The organism is Enterobacter sp. 940_PEND (assembly GCF_001059415.1).
Classification (GTDB): domain Bacteria; phylum Pseudomonadota; class Gammaproteobacteria; order Enterobacterales; family Enterobacteriaceae; genus Enterobacter; species Enterobacter cloacae_M.
Genome location: NZ_JUMS01000117.1, coordinates 1 through 16,190, shown reverse-complemented (window position 1 = coordinate 16,190; position 16,190 = coordinate 1). Strand labels below are relative to the sequence as shown.

Annotated in this window: 18 protein-coding genes and 1 pseudogene; 12 read left to right on the top strand and 7 right to left on the bottom strand. The window is 55.7% G+C overall.

The genetic code is table 11. From position 1 onward, the window contains the following. Window positions 1–39: 39 nt before the first annotated feature. Window positions 40–378 (bottom strand): winged helix-turn-helix transcriptional regulator, encoded by a 339-nt coding sequence (locus ADJ24_RS16595; RefSeq protein ID WP_023311611.1) that lies wholly within the window; start codon window positions 376–378, stop codon window positions 40–42. Window positions 379–468: 90 nt separating this feature from the next. Between ADJ24_RS16595 and ADJ24_RS16590 the strand changes: the two genes are divergently transcribed. Then, window positions 469–1,248, top strand: a complete 780-nt coding sequence (locus ADJ24_RS16590) for an SDR family oxidoreductase (protein ID WP_023311610.1) — start codon at window positions 469–471, stop codon at window positions 1,246–1,248. 51 nt (window positions 1,249–1,299) lie between these two features. On the opposite strand, the gene ADJ24_RS16585 is transcribed toward ADJ24_RS16590, so the two are convergent. Then, entirely contained in the window at window positions 1,300–1,878 is a 579-nt protein-coding gene (locus tag ADJ24_RS16585; protein ID WP_023311609.1) for a TetR/AcrR family transcriptional regulator, read from the bottom strand. Between the two features lie 103 nt (window positions 1,879–1,981). On the opposite strand from ADJ24_RS16585, the gene ADJ24_RS16580 reads away from it, so the two are divergent. Beyond that, window positions 1,982–2,449, top strand: coding sequence for a DUF1348 family protein (locus ADJ24_RS16580; RefSeq protein ID WP_023311608.1), 468 nt, complete (start codon window positions 1,982–1,984; stop codon window positions 2,447–2,449). A gap of 39 nt (window positions 2,450–2,488) precedes the next feature. On the opposite strand, the gene ADJ24_RS16575 is transcribed toward ADJ24_RS16580, so the two are convergent. The 3 genes from ADJ24_RS16575 to ADJ24_RS16565 form a co-directional block, all read right to left on the bottom strand. Then, window positions 2,489–3,028, bottom strand: a complete 540-nt coding sequence (locus tag ADJ24_RS16575) for an ester cyclase (protein ID WP_023311607.1) — start codon at window positions 3,026–3,028, stop codon at window positions 2,489–2,491. Between the two features lie 64 nt (window positions 3,029–3,092). Further along, the gene (locus ADJ24_RS16570; protein WP_023311606.1) at window positions 3,093–3,812 is read right to left on the bottom strand and encodes an SDR family oxidoreductase; all 720 of its coding nucleotides are present in this window, start codon (window positions 3,810–3,812) and stop codon (window positions 3,093–3,095) included. Beyond that, the gene (locus ADJ24_RS16565) at window positions 3,809–4,924 is read right to left on the bottom strand and encodes an alkene reductase (protein ID WP_023311605.1); all 1,116 of its coding nucleotides are present in this window, start codon (window positions 4,922–4,924) and stop codon (window positions 3,809–3,811) included. The genes ADJ24_RS16570 and ADJ24_RS16565 overlap by 4 nt, the downstream gene beginning before the upstream one ends. 99 nt (window positions 4,925–5,023) lie before the next feature. On the opposite strand from ADJ24_RS16565, the gene ADJ24_RS16560 reads away from it, so the two are divergent. Together ADJ24_RS16560 and ADJ24_RS16555 are read left to right on the top strand one after the other, a co-directional pair. Further along, window positions 5,024–5,935, top strand: a complete 912-nt coding sequence (locus ADJ24_RS16560) for a LysR family transcriptional regulator (protein ID WP_023311604.1) — start codon at window positions 5,024–5,026, stop codon at window positions 5,933–5,935. 113 nt (window positions 5,936–6,048) lie between these two features. After that, a complete protein-coding gene (locus ADJ24_RS16555; RefSeq protein WP_023311603.1) occupies window positions 6,049–6,363 on the top strand; it encodes a PTS sugar transporter subunit IIB in 315 nt (104 codons plus the stop codon). A 44-nt stretch (window positions 6,364–6,407) separates the two neighbouring features. Here the strand turns inward: ADJ24_RS16555 and ADJ24_RS16550 are convergent, their stop codons facing one another. Next, entirely contained in the window at window positions 6,408–6,776 is a 369-nt protein-coding gene (locus tag ADJ24_RS16550; protein ID WP_023311602.1) for a MerR family transcriptional regulator, read from the bottom strand. A gap of 96 nt (window positions 6,777–6,872) precedes the next feature. Here ADJ24_RS16550 and ADJ24_RS16545 point away from each other — a divergent pair. The 7 genes and pseudogenes from ADJ24_RS16545 (at window position 6,873) to ADJ24_RS16515 (ending at window position 14,938) form a co-directional block, all read left to right on the top strand. Then, window positions 6,873–7,667 (top strand): annotated as a pseudogene (locus tag ADJ24_RS16545) (SDR family NAD(P)-dependent oxidoreductase). Between the two features lie 208 nt (window positions 7,668–7,875). Continuing rightward, complete coding sequence (locus ADJ24_RS16540; RefSeq protein ID WP_023311599.1) at window positions 7,876–8,490, top strand: TetR/AcrR family transcriptional regulator; 615 nt, start codon at window positions 7,876–7,878, stop codon at window positions 8,488–8,490. A 74-nt stretch (window positions 8,491–8,564) separates the two neighbouring features. Beyond that, entirely contained in the window at window positions 8,565–9,674 is a 1,110-nt protein-coding gene (locus ADJ24_RS16535; protein ID WP_023311598.1) for an efflux RND transporter periplasmic adaptor subunit, read from the top strand. Beyond that, on the top strand, window positions 9,671–12,760 hold the full coding sequence (locus ADJ24_RS16530) for an efflux RND transporter permease subunit (RefSeq protein WP_048703004.1): 3,090 nt from the start codon (window positions 9,671–9,673) through the stop codon (window positions 12,758–12,760). Before ADJ24_RS16535 ends, ADJ24_RS16530 begins: the two co-directional genes overlap by 4 nt. Window positions 12,761–12,794: 34 nt before the next feature. Continuing rightward, the gene (locus ADJ24_RS16525) at window positions 12,795–13,388 is read left to right on the top strand and encodes a TetR/AcrR family transcriptional regulator (protein WP_023311596.1); all 594 of its coding nucleotides are present in this window, start codon (window positions 12,795–12,797) and stop codon (window positions 13,386–13,388) included. A gap of 73 nt (window positions 13,389–13,461) precedes the next feature. Further along, window positions 13,462–14,061: an NAD(P)H-dependent oxidoreductase gene (locus tag ADJ24_RS16520; RefSeq protein WP_023311595.1), complete on the top strand. Its 600-nt coding sequence runs from the start codon at window positions 13,462–13,464 to the stop codon at window positions 14,059–14,061. A gap of 337 nt (window positions 14,062–14,398) precedes the next feature. Continuing rightward, on the top strand, window positions 14,399–14,938 hold the full coding sequence (locus tag ADJ24_RS16515; protein ID WP_023311594.1) for a cysteine hydrolase family protein: 540 nt from the start codon (window positions 14,399–14,401) through the stop codon (window positions 14,936–14,938). Between the two features lie 64 nt (window positions 14,939–15,002). Here the strand turns inward: ADJ24_RS16515 and ADJ24_RS16510 are convergent, their stop codons facing one another. Beyond that, window positions 15,003–15,479, bottom strand: a complete 477-nt coding sequence (locus ADJ24_RS16510; protein ID WP_023311593.1) for a WbuC family cupin fold metalloprotein — start codon at window positions 15,477–15,479, stop codon at window positions 15,003–15,005. 267 nt (window positions 15,480–15,746) lie between these two features. Here ADJ24_RS16510 and ADJ24_RS16505 point away from each other — a divergent pair, with 267 nt between their 5' ends. Next, a complete protein-coding gene (locus ADJ24_RS16505) occupies window positions 15,747–16,145 on the top strand; it encodes a hypothetical protein (RefSeq protein WP_048703019.1) in 399 nt (132 codons plus the stop codon). Window positions 16,146–16,190 lie beyond the last annotated feature (45 nt).

Genomic DNA, 16,190 nt, shown 5'->3' with positions numbered 1-16,190 from the left:
GGGCAACGCTATCCCATTGCAGCGTGCTGGCCGCCGGGTTTACTGGCTTGCGTAAGCCTCGCGCTTTTCTGCCCATTTCAGCATGGCATCAAGCGCCGGACATAATGCCTGACCCCAATCGGTGAGGCGATACTCCACTTTCGGTGGCACTTGAGGGTAGACCATCCGCGAAACGATACCATCGGATTCAAGTTGCCTGAGCTGCTGCGCCAGCATCTTCTGGGAAATACCGGGGATCAGTTTTTCGAAATCAGAGTAGCGCTGCACTTTTCCGTCGAAAAGATGAAAAAGAATAATTAATTTCCAGCGGCCTTCCAGCAGCCGTAACACTTGCTCCACGCCGCTCGCGGCAGATTCCGGACTATATAACTTACTCATAATTCAGTAGCTCACTTTTTCGTGCGTACTTGTCAATTTCTCAGTCTATGTTGAATATACCTGTACTGTAAATAACGGGAGTGCAAGGTTATGTCATTAGATATTGATTTTAAAGGCAAACGCGTGCTTGTTACCGCTGGCACGAAAGGTCTCGGGAAAGCGGTCGTCGGGCTTTTAAAACAACTCGGTGCAACGGTATTCACCACTGCGCGCCACGAGCCGGACGTAGATATAGCAGATACTTTCGTCGCCGCGGACCTTACGACGGTCGCTGGATGTGCCGCTGTCGCATCTGCGGTTCAGGAACAGATGGGAGGCGTAGACGTGATTATCCATGTTGCGGGCGGTTCAACCTCGCCCGGTGGCGGTTTTGCTGCGCTTGGCGAAGAAGAGTGGCAGCAGGAGCTTAATCTTAATTTGTTGCCTGCAGTACGCTTAGATCGCGCCCTGCTTCCCGGTATGCTCGCGCAGGGAAATGGGGTGATTATTCACGTGACGTCTATTCAGCGCGAGCTGCCGTTACCGGAATCAACAACGGGTTATGGGGCGGCTAAAGCAGCCCTCTCAACCTACAGTAAAAGTCTTTCAAAGGAAGTCTCACCGAAGGGCGTTCGGGTGGTGCGCGTTGCGCCCGGCTGGATCGAAACTGAAGCGGCAGTTGCACTGGCGGAGAGGCTGGCAAAGCAGGCAGGAACAGACTACGAAGGCGGTAAGCAGATTATTATGAAGGCGTTAGGTGGAATACCGCTCGGACGCCCTGCCAGACCGATTGAGGTAGCCAACCTCATCGTCTTCCTTGCTTCATCGCATGCTGCGAGTATCACCGGTACTGAATTTGTGATTGATGGCGGCACCATTCCGACAGCGTAACGCGGATGCTTAATCGGCTCGGTGCGCGAGTTGATTAAGCACCGGGGAATATCACCGATCGGACAGTTTCTCCAGGCCCTTTTTTAACGCATGTTTTACCGCTTCTGAATCCATGCCCATCTGTGCATGAATAATTGCGCCGTCAATGAGCAGCATGATTTCATTGACGACGCGCTCATCAGCACTCTTCGTCAGCAAGGCAATAATTTTCTTTGTTTCTGACTTATGACTGCGGCATATCTCTTTTATCTCGCTTTCAATATCTTCCGATTTCGCCTCTGCGCTGGCGTTAATAAACGCGCAGCCGTGGAAATCGGGCGAAATAAACCATTCGTAAAGCGTTGCAGATATCGCATCAGCAGGTATTTCGCCTTCATCGAGATGTCGACGCAGCGTGGATTCAAACCAGTTAATCCATATTTCATGCCGATAGTGCAAATAGGCGAGAATAAGCAAGCTCTTACTCGGAAAATGGCGATAGAACGTCACCTTGGTCACTTTAGACGCTTTAATCAGCGTATCCACACCCGTCGCCCTGAAGCCCGTGGAATAAAACAGATCGTGCGCCGTGAGTAATATCTTATCTCTGACGCTGATTTTTGTATCGTTACCTGCGGGTTCTGTTTTCACTTTTGGCTAGCCTCAAAAAGAATGTTGACAGCGTTATTTCACAGGCATAGATTACCGCAAGTAGACAGACCTGTCTACATAATATAACGCTGAGGTAATCGCAATGAACACACGTCCTCCTTTACCGCCCTTCACTCGTGAAAGCGCCATCGAAAAAGTCAGACTGGCAGAAGATGGCTGGAACAGCCGCGACCCGGCGAAAGTCGCGCTTGCCTATACGCTGGATACCCAATGGCGTAACCGCGCAGAGTTCGCCACCAACCGTGAAGAAGCCCAGGCGTTTCTGGAGCGGAAATGGAAAAAAGAGCTGGACTATCGTCTGATTAAAGAGCTCTGGGCATTTACGGAGAATCGGATCGCGGTGCGCTATGCCTATGAATGGCATGATGATTCCGGCAACTGGTTCCGCTCTTACGGCAATGAAAACTGGGAGTTTGAGCCGGACGGATTGATGAAGCGCCGCTTTGCCTGCGTAAACGATATGCCGATCAAAGCCTCTGAGCGGCTGTTCCACTGGCCGCTGGGCAGACGCCCGGACGATCACCCGTCGCTGAGCGATCTTGGCTTATAGGATTTTTGCATCACTCCGGGCCGCCCCGGAGTGATGACCTTACAGCGTGCCCAGCTGTTTCATCAGCGTCAGGTTGTCCTCAATATGCCAGTTAGCTACGATCTTACCGTCACCAATCTCATAAATATCCGTGGCGATGAAATCTATTTTCTGCCCCTGTCCTTTCAGCTTGCCAAATGTTCCGGTGAAGGTGCCGTGAAAATGTAAATGCGAAACCACGCGATCGCCTGAAATAATCATTTGCTCAACGTCACAGCGTAAATCAGGCACGGCTGCACGAAACGCACGGGAAGCTAACATAGCGCCTTCCGGCCCCTGCTTACGCCCTTCCGGAGGCGTTTTATCAATAAAGCCTGCCGCCAGGGCATTACGCGCCAGGGTTTCATTACCCGTGTTCCAGAATGAAGCATATTCTCTGGCGACGGCTTCATTCGTCTTTAATTTTGCCTGCGGCAGGCTGTTGTCCACAATTAGCTGCTTCGGCTGCAGCCATTCCCCCTGCGCGGAAATCGCATTGCCCGACAGACCTGCAAAAATAACCATCGCTACAGCCGAATGAAAATACGTCGTATATTTCATGATATCTCTCAATAGAGTATTACATTACCCGCAGTCGATTTCCTGCGGTTCAAATCAGAGAGGGTCAGTTAATTAACGCCCCGCCCTCAATATCAATGACCGACCCCGTGACAAAGGGATTATCAATGGCGAAAAGATACCCTTGAGCGATGTCCTCCGCCCTTCCCCAGGCTTTGGCCGGCAGGGTTTCCGCCGCGCCAGCGAGCATTTTTTCCCGCGCGGCGGCGTCCATGCCCGCGTACGCTTCCGTGTCGGTCAGCCCCGGACTCACGACGTTGACGCGCAGCGGTGAAAGCTCTTTCGCCAGCACTTTTGTCGCGGCCTCAATGGCGGCATTCATCGTCGTTTTAACAATGGCGCCCGCCACGGTGCGACGCGCCACGAACCCGCTGGTGAACGTCAGCGTACCGCGGGGGGCGATGTTCCCGCCGAGATAGCGGGCAACATTGATGCTTCCCCAGAATTTTGTATCAAAGGCCAGCCTTGCCGCGCGGAGATCCAGCCCGGAAAGAAGCCCTCCCGGAGCCTGTGAACCCGCCGTAACGACAATATTATTGACCTCACCCAGCGTTTCACCGAGTGCGACAAGCTCTGCCTCACGGCTGATATCCAGCACGAAGGTATGAACAGACGCGGCGTGGGCGCTCAGCCGTTGCCGCGCAGCGTCCAGCTTCGCGCCGTCGCGGCCCGCAAGAATAATCTCCTCGCCGCGCCCGGCAAGCAGGCTGCCCACGGCGAAACCGATGCCGGAAGCGCCGCCGATAATTAAGGTTTTACGGGTCATAACGTTTCCTCCTGCTGGGTGTAAATGGGGTAATCGGTATATCCAGTCGCGGTGCCGCCAAACAGCGTAGCGGGGTCGCGGACCTGGGCCAGAGGCAGCTGGTGCGCCAGCCGGTGGGGTAAATCCGGGTTGGCAATAAACGGCCGTCCGAAGGCAATCAAATCGGCATAGCCGGCAGCAAGGATCTTTTCCGCTTTTTGAAGGTCATAGTTCCCCGCGACAATAAGGGTTCCGCTAAAGGTCTCGCGAAGCGATTGCCGGAACTGCTCAGGTACCTGCGGCGCATCGTCCCAGTCGGCTTCCGCCAGGTGGATGAACGCAATCCCTTTTTGTTCACACCAGGCCGCGAGAGCGAGTATGGCTTCAGTCACCTGCGGATCGTTCATCCCGCGCTGGGTAATAAACGGGGAAAGGCGAATGCCCGTACGCTCGCGGCCAATGGCCTCGGCAATGGCGCTTAGCACCTCCTGAGCAAAGCGGATCCGGTTCGCCAGCGTGCCGCCGTACTCGTCCGTGCGTTTGTTGGAGGTTTGACGCAGAAACTGGTCGATCAGATAGCCGTTTCCGCCGTGAACCTCCACGCCGTCGAACCCGGCCTGAACGGCATTCAGTGCCGCCTGACGATAGTCCGCGATGATGCTGTGAATGTCCTTACGCGAGAGGGTTCTCGGCTGCGGGCAGTCAACCATTTGGCCTTCGCCCTTTTCGTTCACCACCCACACCTGCGCGTCCGGCGCCAGTGCTGACGGGGCGACGGGCTGACCATCCTGATGAAAACTGGCGTGCGACATTCGCCCGACGTGCCAGAGCTGCGAAAAAATCACCCCGCCCGCCTGATGCACGGCGCCCGTCGTGAGCTGCCATCCTGAAACCTGCTCAGACGAATGGATGCCGGGCGTCCATGAGTATCCCTGTCCCTGAGGCGAAATCTGGGTGGCTTCCGTGATAATTAATCCGGCGCTGGCCCGCTGCCGGTAATACTCCGCCATCAGCGCCGAGGGAATATTTCCCGGCTGTAGGGAGCGCGCGCGGGTCATCGGCGCCATAACGATACGGTTTTTCAGGTCCTGCTGACCCAGCCTGTAGCGTTCAAAAAGTGAGATACGTTGCATGTTTTCATCCCTTATGGTTTGGATGAAATCACTTTACAGGCGGCATCTGGTTTTGATAATTACGCTAAAAGCAGATGCACTTTTCGGAAAATATGAATAATGGGTAAACTCGAAGACATGGCGTTACTGGTGGAAGTTGCCGAGGCCGGGGGTCTTTCTGCCGCCGGGCGACGCCTGTCGCTTTCTCCCGCCACCATGACGGCCAGGCTGAAGGCGATTGAGGAGCGTTACCAGACGCGCCTGTTTCACCGCTCAACGCGATCGATCGCGCTGACCCGCGCCGGGGAAGAGTTTTACCATGCCGCGCTGCGCGTGCTGGAAGAAGTGCATCACGCCGAGTCGTTACTGGCGCAAAAGGAAGGCGTGCTCAGCGGCAACATTCGCCTTTCTGCGCCCTCGGACTTTGGCAGACAGTATCTTAGCCCCGCCGTCGTGGAATTCTCACGACGCCATCCCGACGTTAAATTTTTCATCTCGTTAAGAGAACACGTTGAGGACCTGGTCGCTAACCGGCTGGATATGAGCGTGCGTTTTGGCAACCTGCCGGACAGCAGCCTTGTCGTCAGAAACATCCGCCCGAACCATCGGGTGCTGGTCGCCTCCGGGGAGTATCTTAACGAACGCGGCATCCCCGCCACGTTTGCCGATTTAGCTCAGCACCGGTGCCTGGCGCTTGAGTCTCAGGGCGTGGTGATGAACGAATGGCGCTTTGAAAAAGATGGCGAGGAAAGCGTCGTTCGCGTAGAGCCAGCCATGGTGTGCGACGACGGGGCTTTACTTCGCCAGTGGGCACTCAGCGGAGCTGGCATCGCGGGGAAATCGTGGTGGGACGTCAAAGACGATGTTGAAACCGGAAGGCTCACTGTACTGTTTGCCGACAGCTTCACCGGCTTTAGCCGATACGATCGCAAAGATGTCGGCCTGCAGCTTGTTTACCCCCAGCGCAAACTGCAGCCGCTTCAGGTCACGGCTTTTAGCCAGTTTTTTCTCGACTGGCTAAAAAAGCAGTAAAATTAAATCGCGTCAGGCATCTGCGGTTAATTTCTCGCCAAAATAAGAGATGGCGCGCATTTCGCTGACAACCTCAGGACTACTCTGTGTGCGGTTTTCAGGAGGTAAAAAATATGAAAAAGCTTCTGATCTGTTGTTTGTTTGGTAATACCGCAAACTCTCTCGCCAAAAAGATGCAGTCTCTGGCAGAACGCGAAGGCTATCCGCTGATGATTAGCGCTGTTGGGCTGGATAACTTCCCCAGCGTCGCTCCCGCTTTCGATGGTTTCCTCATCGCGCCGCACATTCAGTACAAACTCGATGAGATAAAAGAAACGGTGGGCAATACGCGTTCACTCGCCATTATTGAGAGCGTGCCCTATGCCTCTCTCGACGCGAGGAAAGTATTGAATTTCGTGAAGGAACAGATGCCTGAACTGGCTGCCTGACAGATAAGGCCGCATCGGTTTTGCGGCCTCCTCTCACCCGGCGATCAAAACGTGTCGACGCAAGGCTGGCCGACCTTATTTAGGGCGTTTTTCAACCTGGCTCTGAGTTCAATTAACGCCGCTTCTTTCTCTTCAAGCTGCTGCAGCTTGCGGCGCAGAGAAGCCTGTTTTTGCTCAGCGGTAAATTTGTCGTCAACCCAGACAGCTAAAACCTCAGCAATTTCGGCTAAGGTAAAGCCCAGCATTTTGGCATGCTTGATCATGTTTAAACGCTGTAAATCGACGGCGGAATAAACTTTGTAGTTATTGCTGCGATTGGGCTGCGGGATATTCTCTAATAGCCCCTGTCGCTCATAGTAACGCACCGTCTCTTTCGACAATCCCGTTTTCGCACACAGTTCACCAATTCGCATCGCGTCGCCCTCCCCCTGGAAAAATCACGCTTGACCGTGTACCTAAGTGCACGGTTTATCCTGTGCGTCATACATTAGGGAAACGGGATTAAAGATATGAATTCTTTTGATTATACAGGAAAAACAGCGCTGATTACCGGAGCATCTTCGGGCATAGGCCGTGATTTTGCCAGGCAGCTCGCCGCCCGAGGCGTGGCCTTGATCCTCGTCGCCCGCAGCGAGCCAAAGCTGTAGGCGCTTGCCGCAGAGTTGGTCAGAAAGCACGGCGCCTCCATCACGATTATCGTGCAGGATTTAGTGAAGCCGGAAGCCATTCCCCATATTGTGGAACGGCTTGAAACCTTAAGACGCGTCCCAGACATTCTGATTAATTGCGCCGGGTTCGCCACCTACGGGCCATTCGAAAAGCTGTCAATCGACAGGCAGCGTGATGAGATTAACGTAAACTGCATGGCCCCCGTGGAGCTGACTCACGCCCTGCTGCCGGGAATGCTGCAGCAGGGCTCCGGGGTGATTATTAACGTTGCCTCAACGGCCGCGATGCAACCGGATCCCTATATGGCGATTTATGGCGCAACCAAAGCCTTTCTGCTCTCGTTTTCGAACGCGCTGTGGGGAGAATATCGCTCAAAGGGCATCCGCGTCCTGGCGCTTTGCCCCGGCGCAACGGATACGGCCTTTTTTGATGTGGTGAATGCTGAGGAAGCCTCGGTAGGTAAACGAATGCCCGCTCACAAGGTGGTCACCCTGGCGTTGAAGGCCATGGAGAGTAACCGTAGCTACCTGATTACCGGATGCGGTAACTGGCTTCTGGGGCAGCTACACCGGTTCGTGACGCGCAGGCGTCTGGTGCTTATCGTTGAAAAAATATTGCGCCCGCGCTCGGCTTAAGCAAAAACGGCTCTGTTCAGCGCAAGGGAGTTGCGCTGAAATCCTCGCTTATCGCAGACAGATAGATGCCATAGTGCACGAAAAACAGTGATACACTTACCGCATCTGGTTGATCGTCCCGTCTGAACGTTTCATGATGAATGACGGTAACCAAATCTCAAAATGGTCACTCGTTGTTAATCGAAGCCCGTCACGCTAAGCTTAAATAATGACTAAAAATATTAATCCCCCATCAGCACGTGGTCCCCTTGACCACGCTGTCAGAGAGCAAATCGTCGAAGCGGCTTTTGAGCACTTCGGTCACTACGGCTATGAAAAAACCACCGTCGCCGAACTGGCTAAATCTATTGGTTTTTCAAAGTCCTACATCTATAAGTTTTTCGATTCCAAACAGGCTATCGGCGAGGTGATCTGCGCTAACCGCCTGGAGCTGATCATGGCGGCAGTGCTTTCCGCCATCGAGGATGCGCCGTCAGCAAGCGAAAAATTACGCCGCCTTTTCAAAGCGCTCACCGAGGCGGGAAGCGAGCTGTTTTTCCACGACCGCAAGCTATACGACATCGCCGCCGTCGCCGCGCAGGAGCAGTGGCCGTCAACCCAAAAATATAGTGAAAGTCTGATGAAGCTGATCGAGAGCATCATTATCGAAGGCAGGCAGGCCGGCGAGTTTGAAAGAAAAACGCCGCTGGATGAGGTCACATTTGCCGTCTACATGGTGATGTGTCCTTACATTAACCCCGTTCAGCTGCAGTACAACCTCGAAATGGCCCCCACGGCAGCCGTGCTACTCTCTTCACTGATTTTAAGAAGCCTGGCCCCCTAATTTGTGACCATTGACAATTTTGGTCACTAGTCAGAGAATGCGGATACCGTCCTGTTACGTCAAAAAGGTTTCCCATGCTCAGGCTCACTTCAGCCCGCGTTGCCGTTTGTCTCCTGCCGTTTGCCCTGGTGGCGTGCGGCGATATTTCCGCGAGTGACGATCCGCGCACAAAGCCACCGCTTGTCAGATCCGCCTCCGTCGAGCTTGCGAACAATAGCGCCCGCGCCTTCACGGGCGTGGTGGTCGCAAGAACGCAAAGCGATTTAGGTTTCAGAGTCCAGGGAAAAATCCTTGAGCGGCTGGTCGACACGGGGCAGACCGTCAAACAGGGCCAGCCCCTGCTGCGCCTGGATCCGTTTGACCTGAAATTACAGGCTCAGGCGCAGCAGCGCGCGGTGGATGCGGCTCAGGCGCGCGCGCGCAAAGCCACCAGCGATGAGGCGCGCTATCGTGGACTTGTGGCGTCCGGCGCGGTGTCTGCCTCGGAGTATGACCAGATCAAAGCGGCGGCCGACACGGCCAGGGCCGATCTCAGCGCCGCCCGGGCGCAGGCCAGCGTGGCGCAAAACGCCACGGGCTATGCCGTACTGCTGGCGGATTCAGACGGCGTGGTCATGGAGACGCTCGCCGAGCCGGGTCAGGTCGTCAGCGCCGGACAGGTGGCGATCAGGCTCGCCAGAGCGGGACAGCGTGAAGCGCTCGTCCAGCTTCCGGAAACGCTGCGTCCTGCCGTCGGCAGCGAAGCGCAGGCCACGCTGTATGGCAATGAAAAACATCCTGTCACCGCAACGCTGCGCCTGCTGTCTGACTCGGCCGATGCCGCGACCCGCACGTATGAAGCCCGCTACGTGCTGGATGGCCTGCTGGCGAACGCGCCGCTGGGGGCGACCGTCACGCTGAACATTCAGGACAATAAAGCGGAAGGTCAGGTCATGCAGGTCCCGCTGGCTTCACTCTATGATGCAGGAAAAGGTCCCGGCGTCTGGCGCATTTCCGCCCAGCCGGCAAAGGTCGCATGGACGCCCGTCAGGGTGCTGAGCGTGGGTGAAGATGCGGCGCAGGTCACGGGCGGCGTGAAGCCCGGTGAGAAGATTGTTGCGTTAGGTGCCCATCTTCTGCACGAAGGTGAGGTCGTCAGGCTTGCCGAGCAACGCAATGCCGCCCTGGCGGAGAATACGCCATGAGCGGAAGCCGCTTCAACCTGTCGGCGCTGGCCGTCCGCGAACGTTCCATTACGCTGTTTCTGATCGTTCTGGTTACGATTGCCGGAATTTACGCCTTCTTTGGGCTCGGACGCGCGGAAGATCCGCCCTTCACGGTAAAGCAAATGACGGTGATAACCGTCTGGCCGGGCGCCACCGCGCAGGAAATTCAGGATCAGGTCGCCGAACCGCTGGAAAAACGCCTGCAGGAACTCAAATGGTATGACCGTACCGAAACCTATACCCGTCCCGGCATGGCGTTTATCACGTTGTCATTGCAGGACAAGACCCCGCCAGCCGAAGTGCAGGAGGAGTTCTATCAGGCGCGTAAGAAGCTTGGAGATGAATCGCAGCGTCTTCCGGCGGGCGTCATCGGCCCGATGATCAATGACGAATTCTCGGATGTCACCTTTGCCCTCTTTGCTCTGAAAGCGAAAGGCGAACCGCAGCGGCAGCTGGTACGCGATGCCGAAGGCCTGCGCCAGCAGCTTCTGCACGTTCCCGGCGTGAAGAAAGTGAACATTATCGGCGAACAGGCCGAGCGGATTTACATCTCCTTCTCCCACGACCGTCTGGCGACGATAGGGCTCTCACCCCAGGATATTTTCAACGCCCTCAACAGCCAGAACGCGTTAGCCGCGGCGGGCTCCATTGAGACCCGAGGCGCGCAGATTTTTATCCGCCTGGACGGCGCGTTCGATGAACTTCAGAAAATCCGCGATACGCCTTTTGTGGCTCAGGGCAAAACGCTCAAGCTGTCCGATGTGGCAACGGTTGAGCGAGGCTACGAAGATCCCCCGACGATGCTGATACGCAATCAGCATGAGCCCACCCTTCTGCTGGGCATCGTGATGCGTGAAGGCTGGAACGGTCTGGCGCTGGGAAAAGCGCTGGATGCGGAAACGGCGAAAATAAATGACAGCCTGCCGCTGGGCATGTCCCTGACCAAGGTCACCGACCAGTCCGTGAATATTCGCTCGTCGGTCGATGAGTTCATGATCAAATTCTTCGTCGCCCTGCTTGTGGTCATGGTGGTGTGTTTTATCAGCATGGGCTGGCGCGTGGGTGTTGTCGTTGCGGCGGCGGTCCCGCTGACGCTGGCGGTCGTATTCGTAGTGATGGAAGCCGCGGGGATAAACTTTGACCGCGTTACGCTGGGCTCCCTGATCCTCGCCCTCGGCCTGCTGGTTGATGATGCCATCATCGCCATCGAAATGATGGTGGTGAAAATGGAGGAAGGTTACGACAGAATCAAAGCCTCGGCCTTCGCCTGGAGCCATACCGCTGCGCCCATGCTGGCCGGTACCCTGGTGACGGCCATTGGCTTTATGCCGAATGGCTTTGCCCAGTCGACCGCAGGGGAATACACCAGCAATATGTTCTGGATTGTCGGCCTCGCCCTGATTGCATCGTGGTTTGTCGCGGTGGTGTTCACGCCCTATCTTGGGGTGAAGATCCTGCCGGCGATCCCTAAAGTAGAAGGGGGTCATGCCGCCATCTATAACACGCCTCGCTATAACCGTTTTCGCCAGCTGCTTGCCCGCGTTATCGCCAGAAAATGGCGGGTAGCCGGGTCGGTGGTCGCCATTTTCATTCTTGCCGTGCTCGGTATGGGGCTGGTTAAAAAACAATTCTTCCCGACCTCCGATCGCCCGGAAGTACTGGTTGAGGTGCAGATGCCATACGGTACCTCGATTGAGCAAACCAGCGCCGCAACCGCAAAAATCGAAGCGTGGCTGGGCCAGCAGCCCGAAGCCAAAATTGTCACGGCCTATATTGGTCAGGGTTCGCCCCGTTTTTATCTGGCGATGGCGCCTGAACTGCCCGATCCGTCTTTTGCGAAAATCGTGATCCTGACGGACAGCGAGACGTCGCGCGAGGCGCTCAAGCTCCGGCTGAGAGAAGCTGTCGCCAACGGCCTTGCCCCCGAAGCCCGCGTACGGGTAACGCAGCTGGTGTTTGGCCCGTACTCGCCCTTCCCGGTTGCCTGGCGCGTGTCGGGGCCGGATGTCGAACAGGTGCATGACATCGCTGGCAGGGTGAAAGCCGTGCTCCAGGCAAGCCCGATGATGAGAACCGTCAACACCGACTGGGGCTCACGCGTTCCTGTCCTGCATTTCACCCTCGATCAAAACCGCCTGCAGGCGACCGGCTTGACCTCCAGTGCCGTTGCCGATCAGCTTCAGTTTCTGCTCTCAGGCGTGCCCGTCACCTCCGTGCGGGAAGATATTCGCTCGGTTGAGGTTATTGGCCGCGCGGCGGGAGACATCCGTCTCGATCCGGCAAAAATCGAGGGTTTCACCCTTGTCGGCAATGCGGGACAGCGCGTTCCGCTGTCGCAAATTGGCAAGATTGAGATCGGTATGGAAGATCCGATCCTGCGCCGCCGCGATCGCACCCCGACGATTACCGTGCGGGGCGACATCGCTAACAATCTTCAGCCACCGGATGTGTCGGTCGCCGTCATGAAGCAGCTCCAGCCGATTGTTGATGCGCTGCCGCCCGGGTACCGAATAGACATGGCGGGTTCGATTGAGGAATCGGGTAAAGCCATGCAGGCAATGATTCCGCTGTTCCCGATCATGATTGCCCTGACGCTGCTGATCATCATTTTGCAGGTGCGCTCAATCTCGGCGATGGTGATGGTGTTCTTAACCGCGCCGCTGGGGCTGATTGGCGTAGTGCCCGTGCTGTTGATTTTCAATCAGCCGTTTGGCATCAACGCGCTGGTCGGCTTGATCGCCCTTTCCGGCATTCTTATGCGCAATACGCTGATCCTGATCGGTCAAATCGATCATAACCAGAAGGACGGTCTCGAGCCGTTCCAGGCGGTGATTGAAGCGACGGTCCAGCGCGCGCGCCCGGTCCTTCTGACCGCCATAGCCGCCGTGCTGGCGTTCATTCCCCTGACGCATTCGGTGTTCTGGGGCACGCTGGCTTACACGCTGATAGGCGGCACGCTGGGCGGGACGATCGTCACCCTCGTCTTCCTGCCCGCGATGTATGCGATCTGGTTCCGGATCCGTCCTGCGGAACAACGAGTGCAGCACCGTGCAGAAAACGTGTAAACTACCATGAGTAGATAACACTTCTGAGGAAAGCATGGTTGTTAAGCGCTTAAGAAAAGAGGACCGCCGCGTGCAGCTGCTGGAGGTTGCGCGCGGAATCGTTCGTCAGCAAGGTACGGAGGCGCTGACCCTTGGCTACCTGGCCGAACGAGCCAACGTGACCAAGCCTATCCCCTACGATCACTTTGGCGATCGTGAAGGGCTGCTGATGGCGCTGTACCAGGACTATAGCGACCGGCAGCTGGCGAAATTCCGCGAGACGCTGGCGGTCGACAGCAAAACGCTGGAGAAGACGATCCGCTTTTTCAGCGCCGCCTATATCGACTGCGCCATTAGCGCCGGGCCTGAGACCGGGCCGATTGCTGCCGCGCTGTCCGGATCCCACGCGTTGCAGACGTTTCGTGAAGCATGCGTGGCCGAATGTGCCGACTGCCTGCGTACCGCGCTTTCCCCGTTTGTCGCGCTGAAAGGCGTTCAGGGAGAAGCGGTACTGACGGCCATTATTGGCGCCGCGGAGGCGCTCAGTACTGCCGCTGGCAACGGCGTGCTCGCCCGGAACGTGGCGGAAGATACGCTCAGCGGCGCCATGACCGGCGTGCTGGAGACCTACGTGAATAGCACAAAATGATCGCTGGGGGCGGATTGACACCTAAGTTACCAATAGTAATATAGGCGTCAATTCTCACCCATTCGAGGTCGCTATGTCTGCTACAAATGCCATTAATAACGCACTGATCGTGACGGCTCATCCTGTCGACAATTCGTTATCCCATTCGCTGGCAGCCCGTATTGCCGGAAAATTACGCGAGCAAGGTACGCAGGTTGAAATTGCCGATCTGCATGCTGAAGGGTTTAATCCGGCGATGACCCGCGCCGATCTCGATTTGTATCACGGCGATCCGAGCGCCCTTCCTGAAGATATTCTGCGCGAGCAGCAGCGCGTCGAGCGAGCGGATATGCTGGTGTTTGTTTTCCCCGTGTACTGGTGGTCGGTCCCCGCGCTGTTGAAAGGCTGGTTCGATCGCGTATTAACCCTGAACTGGGCGTATAAGGTGGCCGACGATGGCCGGATCGTGGGCAGCTTACGCGATGTTCCCGTCCGCCTGATTGCCACCGGCGGCAGCGATCTCACCGGATTCGACAAACACGGCTATTCGACGGCGATTCAGACGCAGATAATCGAAGGCGTGTTTGGCTTCTGCGGGCTGAAGAACGTTAAGCTCGATATTCTTTACCAGGCAGACGCGGCGACGCCTGAGCAGGTGGAGGAGTTCCTGAAGGGGCTAGAGGACCTTAAATAATCCCGGCTATTCAGTCAGCAAAGGCGTGCACAGCAGGTTACGAGCCTTTGCTGACAGCTTCCTGCCGCTTGATCTTACCCCTACTCAAGTTGGTGTCTTGAAGCAATGAGTTAAGCAACGCTATAACTAACGTGATAATTCCGCATATAGCGGAATGAATAAACAAAGGTCATTCCATGTATCAGTCAGTTCAGCCAACAACCACCCTCACCACCACCGGCACCTTCGGCGGCGTGGGCGTATCTGTAGCGAACTACTGACAAACAGAACCTCAATCCCCGTCAGCCTGGACGGGGAAATACCTCTCCGTTCACCGCCCTCTGAATGGAGAAAGAAAATGATTTCTGACAATGCTCTCTTAATTATCGACATGCAGCAGGGCCTCTTCCGGGGCCCGGTCTCACCCTGTTCCGCCGATGCCGTTCTGGCAAATATCCGTTTGTTAATAGCCCACGCGCGCCACGCTCAGGTACCCGTCTTTTTTGCCCGCCATGTTGGACCAGACGACTCCCCCTTCTCAGAGAAGGGGCCGTTAACGCAGCTGATACCCGAGCTGGACGTGAAGGAGCAGGATGTTGTTTTCACCAAGCGCCATCCCAACTGTTTTCGGGATACCGAATTGCTGCGTGAGCTTAATCAGAGAGGCATCAAACAGCTGGTCATTGCCGGGATGAAAACAGAATTTTGTGTCGACACCACCTGCCGGGCCGCGCCGGAGCTGGGCTTCAGGACGATATTGATTTCAGATGCGCATACCACAATGGATAACGCACATTTATCCGCCACTGACATCATTGCGCATCACAACAGCACGCTGGCCGGCCCGTTCGTGATGCTGTCGACTGCTAGCGGCTGGCATTTTAATACGGTCAGTTGAGTTAGCGGGATCGTCTCTTTCTATCCCGGCGCGCCTTTCCGCGCGTCGGGAAAAGTAGAGAAAATTACAGGGTAAAACCTCCGTCACCCACCTGCGCCTGGGCGTACCATTTCATCAGCTCCGCACTACCGGGCGCGTTCTCAGCCGGTGACCATGGGGCGGTATCGTGCTCCGGAACAGGCTGATAGCCGCCGTGTTTTACCTCGAAAATGACGCCGCCTTTATCCAGCGACAGCACGGCATGCCAGGTACCGGCATCCATCTCCAGCACTTTGCAGTCTTCACCTAACACCACGCGCTGGGTCACGTTACCGCTGTCATCAAAATTCAACACCAGAAAGCGACCGCTCAGAGCCGTCAGCAGTTCAAACGTGTGCGGGTGGCGATGAGGGCGAACATAGGTACCAGGCTCCATCGCGATAGCCAGGCGCTGTACCGGGTCGCTCAGCTCGGGATGTAAATTGCGGTGCGCGCGTAAGCGAGGAGAATTGGCAGCCTGCTCGCTTTGTTGCAGCAGGTCACTGAACGTAATTTGTTTCATATACACCTTTGTGAATAGAGTCAGCGGGCGGCAACCCGATTGCCGCACGACGTTATACCATTCTGGACGGTCGATGAGCGATGGCGTTTGTGAAACAAAACGCTGCAACGTGAGGAGGTGCATGCTCGCACTTCAAAGCGCAACATTGAGTAAAACTCACATTAATTCCCACTATTTATCGTTTTTATAAAGTGACGCAACTGAAATACCATCCATTCACCCCTGGGATAGAAAAAATAAATATTACCAAGCCTGTATGGAGCACCTATGACACTCGATGTTTTATTCCCTGTAATGAATATCATCTCGCCTCATAAATTTAGCGTCCAGGCAAATGTGCATGAGTTGATAACGTTACTTTCAGCAGAAAAGGAAAGCTCAGAAGCGCTATCGCCTTTCATCCATCGACTGCATCTTTTGGCTTTCGCCCAAAGCAATCCGGGTAACGCCGAAGAGCTGCTCTCAGCACACTTGCCAAAAGAAGATGGGATCCTTCCGCTGCTAGACTTTGCGGACTGGCCAAAGGTGCGTTACGCCGCGTCAGGCGAAGTTCAGACGCGTGAATCGCAGGAGTATTTCCGTGAAATGACGTCGGCTGCCAATCTGTTACGCGCTGCGCTGATCGCTGCTGAACGCGCAAAGGGGACTCCTGCGCTTTATAGGTAATGACTCCAACTTACTGATAGTGTTTTATGTTCAGATAATGCCCGA